Origin of the sequence: Streptomyces sp. NPDC052023 (genome assembly GCF_044548465.1) — a bacterium.
In the GTDB taxonomy this organism is placed as follows: Bacteria; Actinomycetota; Actinomycetes; order Streptomycetales; family Streptomycetaceae; genus Streptomyces.
Genome location: NZ_JBIUBW010000008.1, coordinates 166,748 through 183,060, shown reverse-complemented (window position 1 = coordinate 183,060; position 16,313 = coordinate 166,748). Strand labels below are relative to the sequence as shown.

The 16,313-nt window shown below is 70.5% G+C and carries 17 protein-coding genes, 1 tRNA gene and 1 riboswitch; of the genes, 13 read left to right on the top strand and 5 right to left on the bottom strand.

The genetic code is table 11. The features are described from left to right. Positions 1-47: 47 nt before the first annotated feature. Complete coding sequence (locus tag ACIHCM_RS18905) at positions 48-1,334, bottom strand: PTS transporter subunit EIIC (protein ID WP_399896912.1); 1,287 nt, start codon at positions 1,332-1,334, stop codon at positions 48-50. A 184-nt stretch (positions 1,335-1,518) separates the two neighbouring features. Here ACIHCM_RS18905 and ACIHCM_RS18900 point away from each other — a divergent pair, with 184 nt between their 5' ends. The 4 genes from ACIHCM_RS18900 to rdgB all read left to right on the top strand — a co-directional run bounded on the left by ACIHCM_RS18900 (position 1,519) and on the right by rdgB (position 3,800). After that, entirely contained in the window at positions 1,519-1,752 is a 234-nt protein-coding gene (locus tag ACIHCM_RS18900; RefSeq protein WP_393104696.1) for a glucose PTS transporter subunit EIIB, read from the top strand. 103 nt (positions 1,753-1,855) lie between these two features. Further along, on the top strand, positions 1,856-2,593 hold the full coding sequence (rph, locus tag ACIHCM_RS18895) for a ribonuclease PH (protein WP_399896908.1): 738 nt from the start codon (positions 1,856-1,858) through the stop codon (positions 2,591-2,593). A 156-nt stretch (positions 2,594-2,749) separates the two neighbouring features. Further along, positions 2,750-3,151 carry a hypothetical protein gene (locus ACIHCM_RS18890; protein ID WP_399896905.1) on the top strand — a complete coding sequence of 134 codons (402 nt, stop codon included), beginning with the start codon at positions 2,750-2,752 and terminating at the stop codon, positions 3,149-3,151. 46 nt (positions 3,152-3,197) lie between these two features. Next, complete coding sequence (gene rdgB / locus ACIHCM_RS18885; protein ID WP_399896902.1) at positions 3,198-3,800, top strand: RdgB/HAM1 family non-canonical purine NTP pyrophosphatase; 603 nt, start codon at positions 3,198-3,200, stop codon at positions 3,798-3,800. A 52-nt stretch (positions 3,801-3,852) separates the two neighbouring features. Here the strand turns inward: rdgB and ACIHCM_RS18880 are convergent. Together ACIHCM_RS18880 and bcp are read right to left on the bottom strand one after the other, a co-directional pair. After that, a tRNA-Leu gene (locus ACIHCM_RS18880) sits at positions 3,853-3,925 on the bottom strand. Positions 3,926-3,991: 66 nt separating this feature from the next. Continuing rightward, a complete protein-coding gene (gene bcp, locus ACIHCM_RS18875; protein ID WP_399896899.1) occupies positions 3,992-4,459 on the bottom strand; it encodes a thioredoxin-dependent thiol peroxidase in 468 nt (155 codons plus the stop codon). A gap of 93 nt (positions 4,460-4,552) precedes the next feature. Between bcp and ACIHCM_RS18870 the strand changes: the two genes are divergently transcribed. From ACIHCM_RS18870 to ACIHCM_RS18860, 3 genes are all read left to right on the top strand, one after another. Beyond that, a complete protein-coding gene (locus ACIHCM_RS18870) occupies positions 4,553-4,882 on the top strand; it encodes a DUF3618 domain-containing protein (protein ID WP_399896896.1) in 330 nt (109 codons plus the stop codon). Positions 4,883-4,977: 95 nt separating this feature from the next. Next, the gene (locus tag ACIHCM_RS18865) at positions 4,978-5,280 is read left to right on the top strand and encodes a co-chaperone GroES (RefSeq protein ID WP_125517739.1); all 303 of its coding nucleotides are present in this window, start codon (positions 4,978-4,980) and stop codon (positions 5,278-5,280) included. A gap of 67 nt (positions 5,281-5,347) precedes the next feature. Continuing rightward, positions 5,348-5,415: riboswitch (guanidine-III (ykkC-III) riboswitch) on the top strand. A 35-nt stretch (positions 5,416-5,450) separates the two neighbouring features. Continuing rightward, a complete protein-coding gene (locus tag ACIHCM_RS18860) occupies positions 5,451-5,771 on the top strand; it encodes a DMT family transporter (RefSeq protein WP_399896893.1) in 321 nt (106 codons plus the stop codon). A 28-nt stretch (positions 5,772-5,799) separates the two neighbouring features. On the opposite strand, the gene ACIHCM_RS18855 is transcribed toward ACIHCM_RS18860, so the two are convergent. Then, entirely contained in the window at positions 5,800-8,175 is a 2,376-nt protein-coding gene (locus ACIHCM_RS18855) for a transglycosylase domain-containing protein (protein WP_399896891.1), read from the bottom strand. A gap of 185 nt (positions 8,176-8,360) precedes the next feature. Here ACIHCM_RS18855 and ACIHCM_RS18850 point away from each other — a divergent pair, with 185 nt between their 5' ends. From ACIHCM_RS18850 to ACIHCM_RS18835, 4 genes are read left to right on the top strand one after another with little or no spacing between them, the layout of a single operon-like run. Continuing rightward, on the top strand, positions 8,361-9,161 hold the full coding sequence (locus ACIHCM_RS18850; RefSeq protein ID WP_399896888.1) for an ABC transporter permease: 801 nt from the start codon (positions 8,361-8,363) through the stop codon (positions 9,159-9,161). Between the two features lie 49 nt (positions 9,162-9,210). After that, positions 9,211-9,975: an ABC transporter permease gene (locus tag ACIHCM_RS18845; protein WP_399897186.1), complete on the top strand. Its 765-nt coding sequence runs from the start codon at positions 9,211-9,213 to the stop codon at positions 9,973-9,975. 4 nt (positions 9,976-9,979) lie between these two features. Further along, positions 9,980-10,984, top strand: coding sequence for an ATP-binding cassette domain-containing protein (locus tag ACIHCM_RS18840; protein WP_399896885.1), 1,005 nt, complete (start codon positions 9,980-9,982; stop codon positions 10,982-10,984). Positions 10,985-11,017: 33 nt separating this feature from the next. Continuing rightward, complete coding sequence (locus ACIHCM_RS18835) at positions 11,018-11,746, top strand: DUF1707 domain-containing protein (RefSeq protein WP_399896882.1); 729 nt, start codon at positions 11,018-11,020, stop codon at positions 11,744-11,746. 50 nt (positions 11,747-11,796) lie between these two features. On the opposite strand, the gene ACIHCM_RS18830 is transcribed toward ACIHCM_RS18835, so the two are convergent. Next, positions 11,797-13,131 (bottom strand): SGNH/GDSL hydrolase family protein, encoded by a 1,335-nt coding sequence (locus ACIHCM_RS18830; protein WP_399896879.1) that lies wholly within the window; start codon positions 13,129-13,131, stop codon positions 11,797-11,799. Positions 13,132-13,315: 184 nt separating this feature from the next. Between ACIHCM_RS18830 and ACIHCM_RS18825 the strand changes: the two genes are divergently transcribed. Next, positions 13,316-14,707 carry a DUF445 domain-containing protein gene (locus ACIHCM_RS18825; protein WP_399896876.1) on the top strand — a complete coding sequence of 464 codons (1,392 nt, stop codon included), beginning with the start codon at positions 13,316-13,318 and terminating at the stop codon, positions 14,705-14,707. A gap of 95 nt (positions 14,708-14,802) precedes the next feature. After that, the gene (locus ACIHCM_RS18820; protein ID WP_399896873.1) at positions 14,803-16,305 is read left to right on the top strand and encodes an MFS transporter; all 1,503 of its coding nucleotides are present in this window, start codon (positions 14,803-14,805) and stop codon (positions 16,303-16,305) included. The last annotated feature ends 8 nt before the right edge of the window (positions 16,306-16,313 follow it).

The following is a 16,313-nucleotide window of genomic DNA, read 5'->3' as shown; positions in this document are numbered from 1 at the left end:
AACCCGCGATTCCTGCTACGGCACGGCTACCCGCAGTGCCCGGCGGATCAGACCTTCGTGACGTCCTCGACCTCGTCCTCCGGCTCGCGTCCCGGAGTCTTCAGATCGAACGCCGTGATGGCGAAACGGAAGATCGCGTAATACACGGCCGCGAACGCCAGACCGATCGGAACGAGCAGCCACGGCTTGGTCGCCAGGTTCCAGTTGATGACGTAGTCGATCAGGCCGGCCGAGAAGCTGAAGCCGTCCTTCGCTCCCAGGCCCCACGACACCGCCATCGACACGCCGGTCAGCAAGGCGTGGATCAAGTAGAGGGCGGGGGCCACGAAGAGGAACGAGTACTCCAGGGGCTCGGTGATGCCGGTGACGAACGACGTCAGTGCCACCGACAGCATCAGACCGCCGACCTCCTTGCGGCGGTCCGGCCTCGCGCAGTGGGTCATCGCCAGGGCCGCGGCGGGCAGCGCGAACATCATGATCGGGAAGAAGCCGGTGGTGAACTGGCCCGCGTCGGGATCGCCCGCCAGGAACATGTTGATGTCGCCGTGCACCACCGTGCCGTCCGGCTCGGTGTAGGTGCCGAACTGGAACCAGATGGGCACGTTCAGGAACTGGTGCAGGCCGACGACGAGAAGCGCCCGGTTCGCGACGCCGAAGACGCCCGCGCCCCACGCGCCCAGGTCGCTCAGCCAGTCGCTGAAGCTCTCCAGCGCGGCACCGACCGGCGGCCAGACCCACAGGCACAGCACCGCGAAGGCGATCGCCACGAACGCCATGATGATCGGCACGAGCCGCCGCCCGTTGAAGAAGCCGAGCCAGTCCACCAGCTTCGTACGGTGGTAGCGCTGCCAGAAGCAGGCGGACAGCAGCCCCATGACGATGCCGCCGAAGACCCCCGGATTCTGGTACGTGAAGACCGACACCGTCCCGTCCTCGGCCCGGCAGCCCGCGAGGACCACCTGAGCCCCGGCCGGGCACTCCTCGGGGAACTGGCGCAGCACCGTGAAGTAGACGAGGAACCCGGCGACCGCCGCGAGCGCCGTCGAGCCGTCCGACTTCTTCGCCATGCCGATCGCCACACCGACACAGAAGAGAAGGGGAAGGCCCAGGGAACTCTCGAGCAGCGCCCCGCCCGCCCCCGCCAGCACCTTGGAGACGTCCGTCCAGCCGAGCCCCTGGTCGCCGAACAGGTCCGGCTGCCCGAGCCGGTTGAGGATGCCCGCCGCCGGGAGGACGGCGATGGGGAGCTGAAGACTGCGCCCCATCTTCTGCATGCCCTGGAAGAGGATGTTCCAGCGGTCGCGAGCGGGACGGGCGACGCTGTCGGCAGTCATCGGACTCCTCCCGGAGGGACCGGGTTTGGCGACCGTCCGCCAGGTGGTGTAGACCAGTCGGCGGAAGGTTCCGCTGTCGTGACGCCATCATTCGGTACGCACGCCATGACCGCTCGCGAAGCTGGGCCAACTGTGGGTTACTGCGACAAAACGCTTCGGACCAGGTCGGATCAGGGAGAAGGACATGGCCAGCAAGGCTGAGAAGATCGTTGCCGGGCTCGGCGGCATCGACAACATCGAAGAGGTCGAGGGCTGCATCACGCGGCTGCGGGTCGAGGTGTCCGACCCCGCCCTGGTCGACGACGCCGCCCTCAAGGGTGCCGGCGCGCACGGCGTCGTGAAGATGGGCACCGCGATCCAGGTCGTCATCGGCACCGACGCCGACCCGCTCGCCGCGGACATCGAAGACATGATGTGAGCCCCCGCCTCAGCTCCGGAAGGGGCCCTTCCCGCACCGCACCGGGAAGGGCCCCTTCCGCACAGCGGTCCGAGCAGGGATGACGGGAGGCTAGGCTCGAGGCATGTCTCGCATCGACGGCCGCACCCCCGAACAGCTCCGCCCGGTCACCATCGAACGTGGCTGGAGCAAGCACGCCGAGGGCTCCGTCCTCGTCTCCTTCGGCGACACCAAGGTCTTCTGCACCGCCTCCGTCACCGAAGGCGTCCCTCGCTGGCGCAAGGGCAGCGGCGAAGGCTGGGTCACCGCGGAGTACGCGATGCTGCCCCGGTCCACCAACACCCGCGGTGACCGCGAGTCGGTCAAGGGCAAGATCGGCGGCCGCACCCACGAGATCTCCCGCCTCATCGGCCGCTCCCTGCGCGCGGTCATCGACTACAAGGCCCTCGGCGAGAACACCATCGTCCTGGACTGCGACGTCCTCCAGGCCGACGGCGGCACCCGCACCGCCGCCATCACCGGCGCGTACGTCGCCCTGGCCGACGCCGTCGCCTGGGCCCAGGGCAAGAAGCTGATCCGGGCCGGACGTCAGCCCCTCACCGGCACGGTCAGCGCGGTGTCGGTCGGCATCGTCGGTGGAGTGCCGCTGCTCGACCTCTGCTATGAGGAGGACGTGCGCGCCGAGACCGACATGAACGTCGTCTGCACCGGCGACGGACGGTTCGTCGAGGTCCAGGGCACCGCCGAGGCCGAGCCGTTCGCCCGCGAGGAGCTCAACGCGCTCCTCGACCTCGCGGTGGCCGGCTGCACGGAGCTGGCCGCACTCCAGCGCGCGGCGCTGGAAGCGACCCTGCAGAAGTAGCGCGCGGAAGGTAAAGGGCGCACAAAAGGCGGTGGTCGGTGCGGGCAACCGTACCGGCCGTCGCCGCGTCTCATGAGATACGGACGCACGGCTCATGCCGCTGCGCCCGGCCAGCAACCGGGCCCGCAGGGCCCGATCCGAGGGAGGGACCGTTCCATGGCCTCGAGCCGCCGCCGACGCCGTACCGCAGCCGTCGCCGCCACCCTGGCGGCCGTCGCGCTCACCGCCGGGCTGACCACCGGCTGCGACGCCGTGAACAAGGCACTCGACTGCGTCCAGACCGCCGACGCCATCGCCGACAGCGTCACGGACCTCCAGCAGGCCGTCGAGAGCGCCGCGAACGACCCGACGCAGCTCGCGGAGTCCCTCGACTCCATCGAGAAGAACCTCGGCGAGATCGGCGACAAGACCGACAACGCCGACGTGAACAAGGCGGTGGACGACCTCCAGCTGGCCGTCGACAACGTGCGTACGTCGGTGGAGAACGGCGACGAGACCCCCGACATCAGCCCGGTCACGGACGCCGCCGGCGAACTGACCAAGGTCTGCACGCCGTAACCCGCGTGCGGGCGGCACGGCACACCGGGGCCTGGATACTGAGGGCATGACCCGCTTGATCCTCGCCACCCGCAACCCCGGAAAGATCACCGAGCTGAAGGCGATCCTCGCCGACGCAGGCCTGACGCACGACCTCGTCGGCGCGGACGCCTACCCCGACGTCCCCGACGTCCGGGAAACGGGCGTCACCTTCGGCGAGAACGCCCTGCTCAAGGCCCACGCCCTCGCACAGGCCACCGGCCTGCCCGCGGTCGCCGACGACTCGGGCCTGTGCGTCGACGTCCTCGGCGGCGCGCCCGGCATCTTCTCGGCCCGCTGGTCCGGCAAGCACGGCGACGACCGCGCCAACCTCGAACTGCTGCTGGCCCAGCTCTCGGACATCGCCACGGAGCACCGCGGCGCCCACTTCGCCTGCGCGGCGGCACTCGCGCTGCCGGACGGCACGGAGCGGGTGGTTCAGGGCCGCCTGCGCGGCCGCCTGCGCCACGAGCCGGCCGGCACCCACGGCTTCGGCTACGACCCGATCCTCCAGCCCGAGGGCGAGAGCCGCACCTGCGCGGAGCTGAGCCCCGACGAGAAGAACGCCATCAGCCACCGCGGCAAGGCGTTCCGTGCACTGGTGGCGGTGCTACGGGAGTTGCTGGGCTGAGGGATGCGGTACGCCCTGCACCTCGCCATGAGGTGCAGGGCGTGACTCGTTGTGCGCCCGGTCGGATTCGAACCGACAAACACGACCACCTAAAGATCGCCGCTCGGCCGTTGGCGTACGGGCGCCCGACTTCGCGCTACCTTACCGGGGTTGATTATGACGTCGTCGGCGACCACGGCACCAGAACGGGGTCAGATCCCCAGGTCCTTGATGATCTTGGCTACGTGGCCCGTCGCCTTGACGTTGTACAGGGCGCGTTCGACGTTGCCCTGCTCGTCGACGACCACCGTGGAGCGGATGACGCCGACGACCGTCTTGCCGTAGAGCTTCTTCTCGCCGAAGGCGCCGTAGGACTCCAGGACCTGCTTGTCGGGGTCGGCGAGCAGGGTGACCTTCAGGGACTCCTGCTCGCGGAACTTCGCCAGCTTCTCGGGCTTGTCCGGCGAGATGCCGATCACGTCGTAGCCGGCGCCGGCCAGCAGCTCGAGGTTGTCCGTGAAGTCGCAGGCCTGCTTGGTGCAGCCTGCCGTCAGTGCCGCGGGGTAGAAGTAGACGATGACCTTGCGGCCCTTGTGGTCCGCGAGGGACACCTGGTTGCCGTCGGCGTCGGGCAGGGTGAAGGCGGGGGCCACATCCCCGGGCTGGAGTCGTTCGCTCATCGGGCCAGGGTAACCGGGGGTCCTGACAGCGCGGTCGCCCAGGGAACTGACAGACTGTCCGGAACAGCATCAGCAGACTTCGGAGGCCGTACGGTGGCGGAATCGTCGGACACCAGAACCCCGGCGCAGATCGAGGCGGACATCAGGCGCCGCCGCGCAGTGCTGGCCGAGACCCTCGACGAGATCGGGGTGCGGGTGCACCCGAAGACGATCGTCGGGGACGCCAAGGCCAAGGTCGTGTCGAATGTCGATCACACGCTGGGCCGGGCATACGTCCAGGTGAACCGGGCGGTCAGCGACGTCAGGCGGCAGTTCGTGGACGAGGGCGGCTCCCCCCGGATGGAGCGTGTGCTCCCGGTCGCGCTGGTCGCCCTGGGAGTCGTCGGACTGCTCGCGTTCGGCACCCGGCGCCGCAGGCGCTGACCCTCCGGCATACGAATTCCCCGGATGCAGGTAGGTTCGAGTACGTGAGCGGCAACAGAAACGACAGTACCCATCCCGACAAGCTGCCCATCCGGATGCTGCACGACCGTGTGCTCGTGCGGCAGGACACCAGCGAGGGCGAGCGGCGTTCCGGTGGCGGCATCCTGATCCCCGCCACGGCGGCCGTCGGCCGCCGGCTGGCGTGGGCGGAGGTCGTCGCGGTGGGGCAGAACGTACGGACGGTGGAGCCGGGCGACCGGGTCCTGTACGACCCGGAGGACCGCGCCGAGGTGGAGGTGCGCGGTGTCGCGTACGTCCTGATGCGCGAGCGTGACCTGCACGCGGTGGCCGCCGACCGGTTCGAGGGGTCCGAGGACTCCACGGGGCTGTACCTGTAGGCGAGTGGCACGAAGGGGCTGGTGACCATGGTCACCAGCCCCTTCGTCCGCCTCTTGGCGCCCCGGCCCTTTGCTACCTTGGAGTGGCACCCGACGAGACGCGCCGTACCGGGTCGAAGGCAAAGACGACGCACCCCCGTCAGTCCGCCTGTCTCCCGGAGGTGCCTGTCATGGCCTGGGTTCTGCTGATCGTCGCCGGCCTGCTCGAAGTCGGCTGGTCGATCGGAATGAAGTACACCGACGGCTTCACCCGGCTCGTCCCCAGCCTGTTCACCGGCGCCGGCATCGTCGCCAGCATGCTGCTGCTCTCGTACGCCGCGAAGTCCCTGCCCATCGGTACCGCCTACGGCGTGTGGGTCGGGATCGGGGCGGCCGGGGCGGCGGTGCTCGGCATGGTGGTGCTGAACGAGCCGGTCACCGCCGCCCGGATCTTCTTCGTCTGTCTGCTGCTGGTCGCCGTCGTGGGCCTGAAGGCCACCTCCGGTCACTGAACCGGTCACCGGCCCACTGTCCGCGGCTTCACGGTCTGCGCGGGCCCTGCGTCCCCGATGTCGTCGTGCCCGTGGACGTCCCGCCGCCGGTGGTGCCTCCCTGGGGCCCGCCGGTGGCCGGATCGCCACTCGTGGCGCCGTCGGTGGTGGCCCCGCCGTCCGTCGTCCCGCCGTCGCCGGTCGTGCCCCCGTCGGTGGCCGTACCGCCGTCGGCGTCCCCGCCGGTGGCCCCGCCGTCCGTGGGTGTGCCCCCGGTCGTCGTCCCGCCGTCGCCCGTCGTGCCGCCGTCGCTCACGCCGCCCTGCACGCCGCCCGGGGCCTGCGGATCGGAGTCGCCCGGCGTGTTCCCGTCCCCGGGGGTGGTGCCGCCGTCGCCGGTGGGCGGGGCCGGGGGTGTGAACACCACGTCGGCGCCCTCCTGGATCCGCAGGTCGAAGTCGGTGACCGGGGTGCCTTCCAGGGCGTCCTTGGTGAACTGGGCCCAGATCTCGGCGGGCGGCCCGCTGCCGTTGACGCGATCCAGCCCCACCGCGCCGTACAGCGACTTGTGGGCGGCGGTCTCCGGGTCCTGGCCCATCACCGCGACCACGGTGGCCAGGTCGGGGGTGTAACCCGCGAACCAGGCCGCCTGGTCCTCCTCGGCGGTGCCCGTCTTGCCCGCCACCGGACGGCCGGCGGCCTGCGCGGGGGTGGCCGTGCCGTTGTCGACGACGCTGCGCAGGACCGTCGTCGTGGTGTCGGCGGCCTCACGGCTGATGGCCTGGGTGGTGCGCCGCTCGGGCAGCCCGACCTCGGAGCCGCCCCTGGTGAGCTTCTCGACCAGGGTGTACGTGCCGTGCTCTCCGTGGTTCGCCAGCGTCGCGTAGGCCTGCGCCATGTCGAGGACGCTGGCCTGTGCCACCCCGAGCGCGATCGAGGGGTAGGGGCCCAGCTCCGGCGTGCTGGAGGGCAGGCCGAGGTCGACCGCGGTGCGCATGACCTTGTCGGGGCCGACGTCGACGGCCAGCTGCGCGTACACCGAGTTCACCGACTTGTCGGTGGCCTCGCGGACCGTGATGTCGCCGTACGACACCTGGTCCTCGTTCTCCGGCGCGTAACTGCCGCTCCAGCCCTGCACGGGGCGCTTGTTGGTGCCGTCGTAGAAGGTGTTGGGCGTGATGCGCGTGCCGTCCTGGGTGGTCGAGCCGTTCTCGACGGCCGCGGTGAAGACGAACGGCTTGAAGATGGAGCCGACCTGGAAGTCCCGCCGGGTGGCGCCGTTGGTGTACTGCTTCACGTAGTCGATGCCGCCGTACATCGCGACGACCTTGCCCGTCTTCGGGTCGATGGCGGCGCCGCCCGCGCGGACGTAGTTGTCGACCTCGCGGTTCTCCTTGTCCAGCTTGGACATGAGCTTGTCGTTCACGGCCCTGACGAAGGCGTCCTGCTTGGGCTTCTGCAGGGTGGTGGTGATGCGGTAGCCGCCCGCTTCGAGGGCGTCGGCGTCGACGACCTCGTGCTCGACCAGGTACTGCTTGATCGCGTCGACGACGTAGCCCCGCTGCCCGGACATCCCGGTCGAGACGGTGGCCTCCTTCGGCACCGGGAACTTCATTCCCGCCCGCTCCGAGCGGGTGATCCAGCCCTCCTTGACCATGCCGTCCAGGACGTAGTTCCAGCGGGCCTGCGCGGCGGGCCTGTTCTCGGGGTGGGCGACGACGTCGTACTCGCTGGGCGCGTTCAGCAGCGCGGCCAGGTAGGCACCGCGGGCCGCGTCCAGCTCGGTGGCGTCGACGCCGTAGTAGGCCTGGGCGGCGGCCTGGATGCCGTAGGCGTTGCGGCCGAAATAGCTGGTGTTGAGGTAGCCCTCCAGGATGTCGTTCTTGCTCTTCTCCTGATCGAGCTTGATCGAGATGAAGAACTCCTTGACCTTCCGGGTGACCGTCTGTTCCTGGGCCAGGTAGTAGTTCTTCACGTACTGCTGGGTGATCGTGGAGCCCGACTGCTTGCCCTTGCCGGTGGCCGTGTTCCAGGCCGCGCGGACCATCGCCTTGGGGTCGATCGCCGACTCGGTGTAGAAGTCGCGGTCCTCGGCGGCCAGCACGGCGTGCTGCGCGTCCTTGGAGATCTGGGCGAGTGCGACGTTCTCCCGGTTGACCTCGCCGTCCCGGGCGAGCTGGGAGCCGTCCGCGTACAGGTAGACGTTGCTCTGCTTGATCGCGAGGGCGTTCGCGGGCGGGATCTTGACCATCGAGTAGCCGAGGTAGAACAGGCCGATCAGCAGCAGGACGCCGATGACGAATGTGCCCAGCACCATGCGCCAGGTCGGCAGGATCCGGCGCCAGCCGGTGCGCCGGGGCCGTGCGGGCTTCCTCTCCCCGGGCCCGCCCTGGTTCGGCTGCTGAGGCTGCGGCTCGTCACTCATGTCGTGCACGGACTCCTGTATTTCCCTCGTACGTCATCTGCGCCCCCATCTGAAGACTCTCGCACCGGGCGTTCCGTTCCCGGATCACGGCACGTGTCCCGCCGGAAAATGCCTGGCAGGCGTTCTCCGCCGCGTACTAGGCTCCTGCGCTTCGGTGTCGGGCTGGACGGGGACGGTGGTTCGGTGTGGGCACGGGACGGTTGTACGCGGCCGTCGCGGTGGGGAATTTCCGACGGTACGCGACCTATCGGGCGGCCACCGCCGCCGGGGTGTTCACCAACACCGTCTTCGGGCTGATCCTCGTGTACACCTACCTGGCGCTGTGGGACGAGAGACCGCAGCTCGGCGGGTACGACCAGGCACAGGCCGTCACCTACGTGTGGCTCGGGCAGGCGCTGCTGTCGACGCTCGCGATCGGGGGTGGCGGCTTCGAGAACGAGCTCATGGAACGCATCCGTACGGGTGATGTCGCGATCGACCTGTACCGCCCGGCCGACCTCCAACTGTGGTGGCTCGCGAGTGACTTGGGGCGGGCCTGCTTCCAGCTGCTGGGGCGGGGCGTGGTGCCCTTCGCGTTCGGGGCGCTGGCCTTCGACGTCGCGCTGCCGTCGGATCCGGTGACCTGGGGCGCCTGTCTGCTCGCGGTGCTGCTCGGGATGGTGGTCAGCTTCGGGATCCGGTACCTGGTGGCGCTGAGCGCGTTCTGGCTGCTCGACGGCACGGGGGTGACACAGATGCTGATGATCACCGGCACCTTCTGTTCGGGGATGCTGTTGCCGCTGAACCTGTTCCCGGGCGTCCTGGGCGAGGTCGTACGGGCCCTGCCCTGGTCGTCGCTGCTCCAGGCCCCGGCGGATGTGCTGCTGGGCCGGGCCGATCCGGTGGGCACCTATCTCTTCCAGGGGGCGTGGGCGGTGGCGCTGCTGGCGGCGGGGCGGCTGGTGCAGTCGGCGGCCGTGCGGCGGGTGGTGGTGCAGGGTGGCTGAGCCCGGCCGGGTCACCACGGGAGTGCGGGCCTACGGTCTGATCGTCGGGATGTGGATCCGTTCCACGCTGGCCTACCGCACCTCCTTCGCGCTGACCGCACTCGGCAACTTCGCCCTGACCTTCCTGGACTTCGTCGCGATCCTGCTGATGTTCTCCCAGGTGGACGCGCTCGGCGGTTACACGCTGCCCGAGATCGCCTTCCTGTACGGCATGACGAGCGTCGCCTTCGGTCTCGCGGACCTGGCGATCGGCTCGATGGACCGGCTGGGCGCACGGGTGCGCGACGGCACCCTGGACACCCTGCTGGTGCGCCCGGCACCGGTGCTCGCGCAGGTGTGCGCCGACCGCTTCGGGCTGCGCCGGCTGGGCCGGGTCGTCCAGGGCGCGCTGGTCCTCGGCTACGCGCTGGCGGCGGTGGACATCGACTGGACGCCGCTGAAGGTGCTGCTGATGCCGACGGCACTGCTCAGCGGGGCGGCGATCTTCTGCGCGGTGTTCGTCGCGGGCGCCGCTTTCCAGTTCGTCGCGCAGGACGCCTCCGAGGTGCAGAACGCGTTCACCTACGGCGGTACGACACTGCTCCAGTACCCGCCGACCGTGTTCGGCAAGGAACTGGTGCGCGGCGTGACCTTCGTGCTGCCGCTGGCCTTCGTCAACTGGCTGCCCGCGAGCCACATCCTGGGGCGGCCGTACCCGCTGGACCTGCCCGGGTGGGTGGCCTTCGCGCCGCCGCTGGTGGCCGCTGCGTGCTGCGCGCTCGCGGGACTGGCCTGGCGGGCCGGACTCAAGTCGTATCGGAGCACAGGGAGCTGACCGGGTGACGGCGACAGAGGCACAGGGCGCGGGGACCGGCGCCGCCGAGGGCTTCATCGAACTCGACCGCGTCGAGAAGGTCTTCGACGTACGCAAGAGGACCGGCTTCCTCAAGCGGGAGCGGCGGCAGGTGCGGGCCGTCGACTCGATCTCGTTCCGCGTGGCGCGCGGCGAGATGGTCGGCTGCATCGGGCCGAACGGCGCCGGGAAGTCGACCACGATCAAGATGCTGACCGGCATCCTCACCCCCAGCGGCGGGCGGCTGCGGGTCGCGGGCATCGACCCGTCCCGGGAGCGCTCGCGGCTGGCGCACCGCATCGGGGTGGTGTTCGGGCAGCGCACGACGCTGTGGTGGGACCTGCCGCTGATCGACTCGTACCGGCTGGCGCACCGCATGTACCGGATTCCCGACGCCCGTTACCGCGCGAACCTCGAACGCTGTGTCGAACTCCTGGAGCTGGGCGAGCTGCTGGACGTGCCGGTACGGCAGCTCTCGCTGGGCCAGCGGATGCGCGGGGACATCGCCGCGGCGCTGCTGCACGACCCCGAGGTGCTCTACCTCGACGAACCGACCATCGGCCTGGACGTCATCTCCAAGGCCAGGGTGCGCCAGTTCCTGCGCGACCTGAACACCGAGCGCGGCACCACGGTGCTGCTCACCACCCACGACCTCCAGGACATCGAGCAGCTCTGCTCCCGCGTGATGGTCATCGACCACGGGCGCCTGATGTACGACGGTCCGCTCGCCGGGCTGCACGAGGCGGGGGAGAGCGAGCGCACCCTCGTCGTCGACCTGGAGCGGGAGCTGCCGCCGATCGCGGTGCCGGCGCCCGCGCGGGTGGTGCGCGTCGAGGGGCCCCGGCAGTGGCTGGCCTTCCCGGCGGCCCAGTCGGCGGCACCGCTGGTGGCGCGGATCGCGGCCGAGTACCCGCTGCTGGACCTGTCGGTGCGGGAGCCGGACATCGAGGCCGTGATCGCGCGGATGTACGAGGAGCGGGCGAGCGCGTAGTGCCGGAGGCGGGGAAAACGTAGGCTGCTGTCCATGACCGACGATGCCCCGGAGCTGCGTGCCTCCGACGCCGACCGAGAGCGAGTCGCCGAGGTCCTGCGGGACGCCCTCGCGGAGGGGCGGCTGGACATGACGGAGTTCGAGGAGCGCCTCGACGCGACGTACCAGGCGCGGACCTACGGGGAGCTGGCGCCGATCACGCGGGACCTGCCGGCCGGGGGCGGTGCGCCGGGACCCTCGGTGTCGATGGTCAAGGAGCCCGCCGCACGCGGGGGTTGGGCCGAGCGGATCACCGGGGGCGCGGGATCGTCCTCGGGGGCCGTAGCCGTGATGTCCGGGTTCCAGCGCAAGGGGCGCTGGAAGGTACCGAAGCGATTCACCTGCTTCACGTTCTGGGGCGGCGGGGAGCTCGATCTGCGCGACGCGCTCTTCGCCGACCGCGAGGTCGAGATCAACTGCGTGACGATCATGGGCGGTGTGGGCATCGTCGTGCCGCCCGGCGTCGAGGTCGTCGTCCGCGGCATCGGCATCATGGGCGGCTTCGACAGCCGCGAGGACGGGGTGCCCGGCGACCCGGGCGCCCCGCGGGTGATCGTCTCCGGGTTCGCCTTCTGGGGCGGGGTGGGCATCGAGCGCAAGCCGGCGCGTGTCCGGCGCGAGGGCGAGGAGCGGGACGTCGAGGGGGCGGACCGGCGGATGCTGGGGCACGGGGACCTGACGCACGGCTGGGGGCACGACCAGCGGCGCAGGGACGCGGAGTAGACGCCCACGGCACCGGGAGGCGGAGCGGGTGCGCGTATCCGCGCGGCCCGTCAGAGCCGCGCCGGGGCCGAGCCCTTCAGGGCCGTCAGGTCGAACTCCCGCGCCATCCGCTCGTAGCCACGGTCGTTGGGGTGCAGGTGGTCGCCGGAGTCGTAGTCCGGGCGGAACCTGCGCGGGTCGTACGGATCGCGCAGTGCCCGGTCGAAGTCGACCACCGCGTCGAAGAGCCGCCCCGACCGGATCTCGGCGTTGATCTCCTGCCGTACCGCCTCGCGGTCCGCGCTGTATCCGCGGTGGCCGCCGAAGGGCATCAGCGTCGCGCCGACCACCCTGATGCCGCGCGCGTGTGCCTGGCGCACCAGGGTGCGCAGGCCGTCGAGGATCAGGCCGGGGTCGGAGACGGACGGCGAGCGCAGGATGTCGTTGACGCCGAGGTCGATCACGACGACCCGGACGTTCGTCCGGCCGAGCACGTCACGGGGGAAGCGGTCGAGGCCGCTGGGGTTGTCGGCGGGGCGGCCCAGACCGCCGGTCAGGACGCGGTTGCCGCCGATGCCCTGGTTGACGACGCCGTACCGGGGCACGTCCTTGCCCGCGTGGGCCGCCTCGCGCAGCAGGTCGGACAGGACGTCGGGCCAGCGCCGGTTGGCGCCCACGGTGGAGGAGTGGCCCTCGGTGAGGGAGTCGCCGAAGGCGACGAGGGTGCCGTCGGCTTCGTTGCTGAGCACGTCGAGGGCGGTCAGATAGCGCCAGGCCTCCACCTGTTCGGTGTAGGGCACGCCGGTCACGTCCTTGGTGTGGTCACCCTGGGCGGCGTACGAGATCTGCCGTACGCGCGCGTGCACGGTGACCGGGCCCGGCTCGGCCGGGGCGTAGGTGGTGACCAGGACGTCGCTGTCGTGCGGGATCGCGAGGCGCACGGCGTCGCTCATCACCTGCGCTCCCGGCGCGATCACCACCGTGGGCAGGCCGCTGAACGTCAGCTGCCGCATGCTCCGTGGCACCGCGGCCGGGCTGTCGTCGGCGGCGGCGAGGGCGATCGTGGCCCGCGTGACGGTCAGCGGCAGCCGGCCGTAGAGATTGGACAGCGTGATCCGGGCACCCGTACCACCGGCACTGGTGTGCACGACGTTGCGTACGGAGCGGTCGTGCAGGCCTGCTGCCTCGGTGCCGGGCTCGGCGGCCGACGGAGACGTCGACCAGGTACCGACCCAGGTGCCGGTGGAGGCAGGGGCGGCGGAGTTGTGCGGGTGACGGGGGCCTGCGAGCGCGCCTTGTGCGGTGCCGCCGTCGGCGGCGGCTCCGGCGTATATGGCGACCGACACGGCCATGATCAGTGAGACGACGGCGGCGAGCAAGGCATAACCGTGATGACGCCTGGTCATGCGGTGCGTTTCTCCTCGGGCGGAAGTGGAGCCCGAGGCTCCGACGTGATCACTCCATGATGCGCCATGGGGCGGGGGGAAGTTGCGCCGCCCCTCCCCACAGACGCCGGGAACTCTTGTCACGTTCCAGGAGTCGGTCAGGAAGGGACAATGAGGAGTGGAGGCTCGGGAACGGGTGGAGCGGATGGATCGTACGAAACCGGATCAAGCAGGTGAAACGGGCGCGGGTGCCGTAGAGCAGCATGCCCGACCGGGTGCCGCCGGTAATCGCACGGACGGCGGGCGCGGCGTGCCCGCGTCCGCCGTCCGGGCGATGACGACGTTCAGCCCGGCGGACGAGGAGAAGCGGCGCGGCGTGCGCCGGATGAAGCTCACCGCCACCGGCCTGCTGTTCCTCGTGGCCGTGGTGTACGTGCTGGCCAAATGGGCGCAGAACTCGGGTGCCGGCCCCTGGGCCGGCTATGTCGCCGCGGCCGCCGAGGCCGGCATGGTCGGCGCCCTGGCCGACTGGTTCGCCGTCACCGCCCTCTTCCGCCACCCCCTCGGCATCCCCATCCCGCACACCGCGATCATCCCCACCAAGAAGGACCAGCTCGGCGTCTCCCTCGGCGAGTTCGTCGGCGAGAACTTCCTCTCCGAGGACGTGGTACGGCAGCGGCTGCGCGCCGTCGGCATCGGCAGCCGCCTCGGCGCCTGGCTGGCCGAACCCCAGAACGCCGACCGGGTGACCGCCGAACTGGCGACGGCCCTGCGCGGCGCGCTCACCGTGCTGCGCGACTCCGACGTGCAGGCGGTGGTCGGCGAGGCCATCACCCGCCGGGCGGGCGTCCAGGAGATCGCGCCCGGCATCGGCAAGATGCTGGAGAAGGTCGTCGCCGACGGCGGCCACAAACGGGTCGTCGACCTGGTCGTCTCCCGTGCGCACGACTGGCTGGTGCTGCACAGCGACTCCGTGATGGACGCGGTGCAGGGCGGCGCGCCCGGCTGGACCCCGCGGTTCGTGGACCGGAAGGTGGGCGAGCGGGTCTACAAGGAGCTGCTGCGCTTCTGCGCCGAGATGCGGGACATGCCGTCCCACCCGGCGCGCGGCGCCCTGGACCGCTTCCTCTCCGACTTCGCCTCCGACCTCCAGTCCGACACCGACACCCGCGCCAGGGTCGAACGGCTCAAGGGCGAGGTGCTCGGCCGCGGCGAGGTCCAGGACCTGATCGCCTCCGCCTGGACGGCCGTACGCTCCATGATCGTCTCCGCGGCCGAGGACGAGCGCAGCGAGCTGCGGCTGCGCGTGCGGGCCTCCCTGCTCTCGCTGGGCGCCCGGATGGCCACCGAACCCAAGATCCAGGACAAGGTGGACAGCTGGGTCGAGGGCGCGGCCGTGCACGTGGTGACGACCTACCGCAGCGAGATCACGCTGCTGATCACCGACACCGTGGCGGGCTGGGACGCCGAGCACACCACCCGGAAGATCGAGGCCCACATCGGCCGTGACCTGCAGTTCATCCGCATCAACGGCACGGTGGTCGGCTCGCTCGCCGGGCTGCTGATCTACACGGTCTCCGGCATGCTGGGGGCGTGACCGGGACCGTACCGGCGTGACCTCCCGCTTCCGGGCGGGCGTGACCTCCCGCCTTCCGGGCATACGGGAGGGGGTCGCTCGACGGAGAGGGAGCCATGACAGCAGCAGCATCGTCGTCGCCGGACTCTGTGCCCGCCTCCACCGGAACCATCACCACCTCCGTACCGGCCCGGCTGGACCGGCTGCCGTGGTCCCGGTGGCACTGGATGATCGTGATCGGCCTGGGGACCGTCTGGATCCTGGACGGCCTCGAGGTCACCATCGTCGGCAACGTCGCCGGCCGGCTGGCGGAGGAGGGCAGCGGCCTCGACATCAGCGCCGCCCAGGTCACCGGTATCGCGGCGGCGCTGTACGTGGCGGGCGCCTGTTCCGGCGCCCTGTTCTTCGGCCGGCTGACCGACCGGTACGGCCGCAAGAAGCTGTTCATGGTCACGCTGGCGGTGTACCTGGCGGCCACGGCGATGACGGCCCTGTCCTTCGAGTCGTGGTGGTTCTTCCTCTTCCGCTTCCTCACCGGCTTCGGCATCGGCGGCGAGTACGCGGCCATCAACTCCGCGATCGACGAGCTGATCCCGTCCCTGTACCGGGGCCGGGTCGACCTGATCATCAACGGCAGCTACTGGCTCGGCGCGATCGGCGGTGCACTGCTGTCGATCGTCATGCTGGACACCGCGATCTTCCCGAAGGACCTGGGCTGGCGGCTGAGCTTCGCGCTGGGCGTCGTCCTGGGTCTGGTCATCCTGCTGGTACGCCGTCATGTCCCGGAGTCACCACGATGGCAGTTCATCCATGGCCGGGGTGAGAAGGCGGAGGCGCTGGTCTCGTCCGTCGAACGGGAGATCGAGCAGGAGAAGGGCGAGCCGCTGCCGCCGCCCGCGGGCGAGATCACCATCCAGGAACGCAAGAGCATCGGCTTCGGCCTGATCGCCAGGACCGTCTTCGGCCGCTACCCCCGCCGGGCGATCCTCGGGCTGTCCCTCTTCATCGGCCAGGCGTTCCTGTACAACGCCATCACCTTCGGCTTCGGCACCATCCTCAGCACGTTCTTCGACGTGCCGACGGGCAGCACCGGCTACTACTTCGCCGTCATCGCGGCCGGCAACTTCCTCGGCCCGCTGCTGCTCGGCAAGCTCTTCGACACGGTCGGCCGCCGGGTGATGATCTCCTCGACCTACATCCTCTCCGGCCTGCTCCTGTTCGGCACGGCCTGGCTCTTCGACCGAGGCTCCCTGACGGCGACGACGATGACGGCATGCTGGTGCGTGGTGCTCTTCTTCGCCTCTGCGGGCGCCTCCAGCGCCTATCTCACCGTCTCGGAGGTCTTCCCGATGGAGACCCGGGCCATGGCCATCGCCTTCTTCTACGCCCTCGGCACCGCGGCGGGCGGCATCAGCGGCCCGCTGATCTTCGCCGACCTGACCGAGTCGGGCGTCGTCGCCGACACCGTGCTCGCCTTCCAGATCGGCGCGGGCCTGATGTGCGCGGCCGGCCTGGTCGCGGTCTTCCTGGCGGTACGGGCGGAGCGGCGGTCCCTGGAGGACATCGCCACACCGCTGTCCGTGACGACGGCGGCCGACACGTCCGACGTCACCGCCTGACAACCCGG

Excerpts from the sequence above, each read along its gene's own strand:
- ACIHCM_RS18905 (WP_399896912.1), bottom strand. The coding sequence starts at position 1,334 with ATGACTGCCGACAGCGTCGCCCGTCCCGCTCGCGACCGCTGGAACATC.
- ACIHCM_RS18900 (WP_393104696.1), top strand. The coding sequence starts at position 1,519 with ATGGCCAGCAAGGCTGAGAAGATCGTTGCCGGGCTCGGCGGCATCGAC.
- rph (WP_399896908.1), top strand. The coding sequence starts at position 1,856 with ATGTCTCGCATCGACGGCCGCACCCCCGAACAGCTCCGCCCGGTCACC.
- ACIHCM_RS18890 (WP_399896905.1), top strand. The coding sequence starts at position 2,750 with ATGGCCTCGAGCCGCCGCCGACGCCGTACCGCAGCCGTCGCCGCCACC.
- rdgB (WP_399896902.1), top strand. The coding sequence starts at position 3,198 with ATGACCCGCTTGATCCTCGCCACCCGCAACCCCGGAAAGATCACCGAG.
- bcp (WP_399896899.1), bottom strand. The coding sequence starts at position 4,459 with ATGAGCGAACGACTCCAGCCCGGGGATGTGGCCCCCGCCTTCACCCTG.
- ACIHCM_RS18865 (WP_125517739.1), top strand. The coding sequence starts at position 4,978 with ATGCTGCACGACCGTGTGCTCGTGCGGCAGGACACCAGCGAGGGCGAG.
- ACIHCM_RS18860 (WP_399896893.1), top strand. The coding sequence starts at position 5,451 with ATGGCCTGGGTTCTGCTGATCGTCGCCGGCCTGCTCGAAGTCGGCTGG.
- ACIHCM_RS18855 (WP_399896891.1), bottom strand. The coding sequence starts at position 8,175 with ATGAGTGACGAGCCGCAGCCTCAGCAGCCGAACCAGGGCGGGCCCGGG.
- ACIHCM_RS18845 (WP_399897186.1), top strand. The coding sequence starts at position 9,211 with ATGTGGATCCGTTCCACGCTGGCCTACCGCACCTCCTTCGCGCTGACC.
- ACIHCM_RS18835 (WP_399896882.1), top strand. The coding sequence starts at position 11,018 with ATGACCGACGATGCCCCGGAGCTGCGTGCCTCCGACGCCGACCGAGAG.
- ACIHCM_RS18830 (WP_399896879.1), bottom strand. The coding sequence starts at position 13,131 with ATGACCAGGCGTCATCACGGTTATGCCTTGCTCGCCGCCGTCGTCTCA.
- ACIHCM_RS18825 (WP_399896876.1), top strand. The coding sequence starts at position 13,316 with ATGGATCGTACGAAACCGGATCAAGCAGGTGAAACGGGCGCGGGTGCC.
- ACIHCM_RS18820 (WP_399896873.1), top strand. The coding sequence starts at position 14,803 with ATGACAGCAGCAGCATCGTCGTCGCCGGACTCTGTGCCCGCCTCCACC.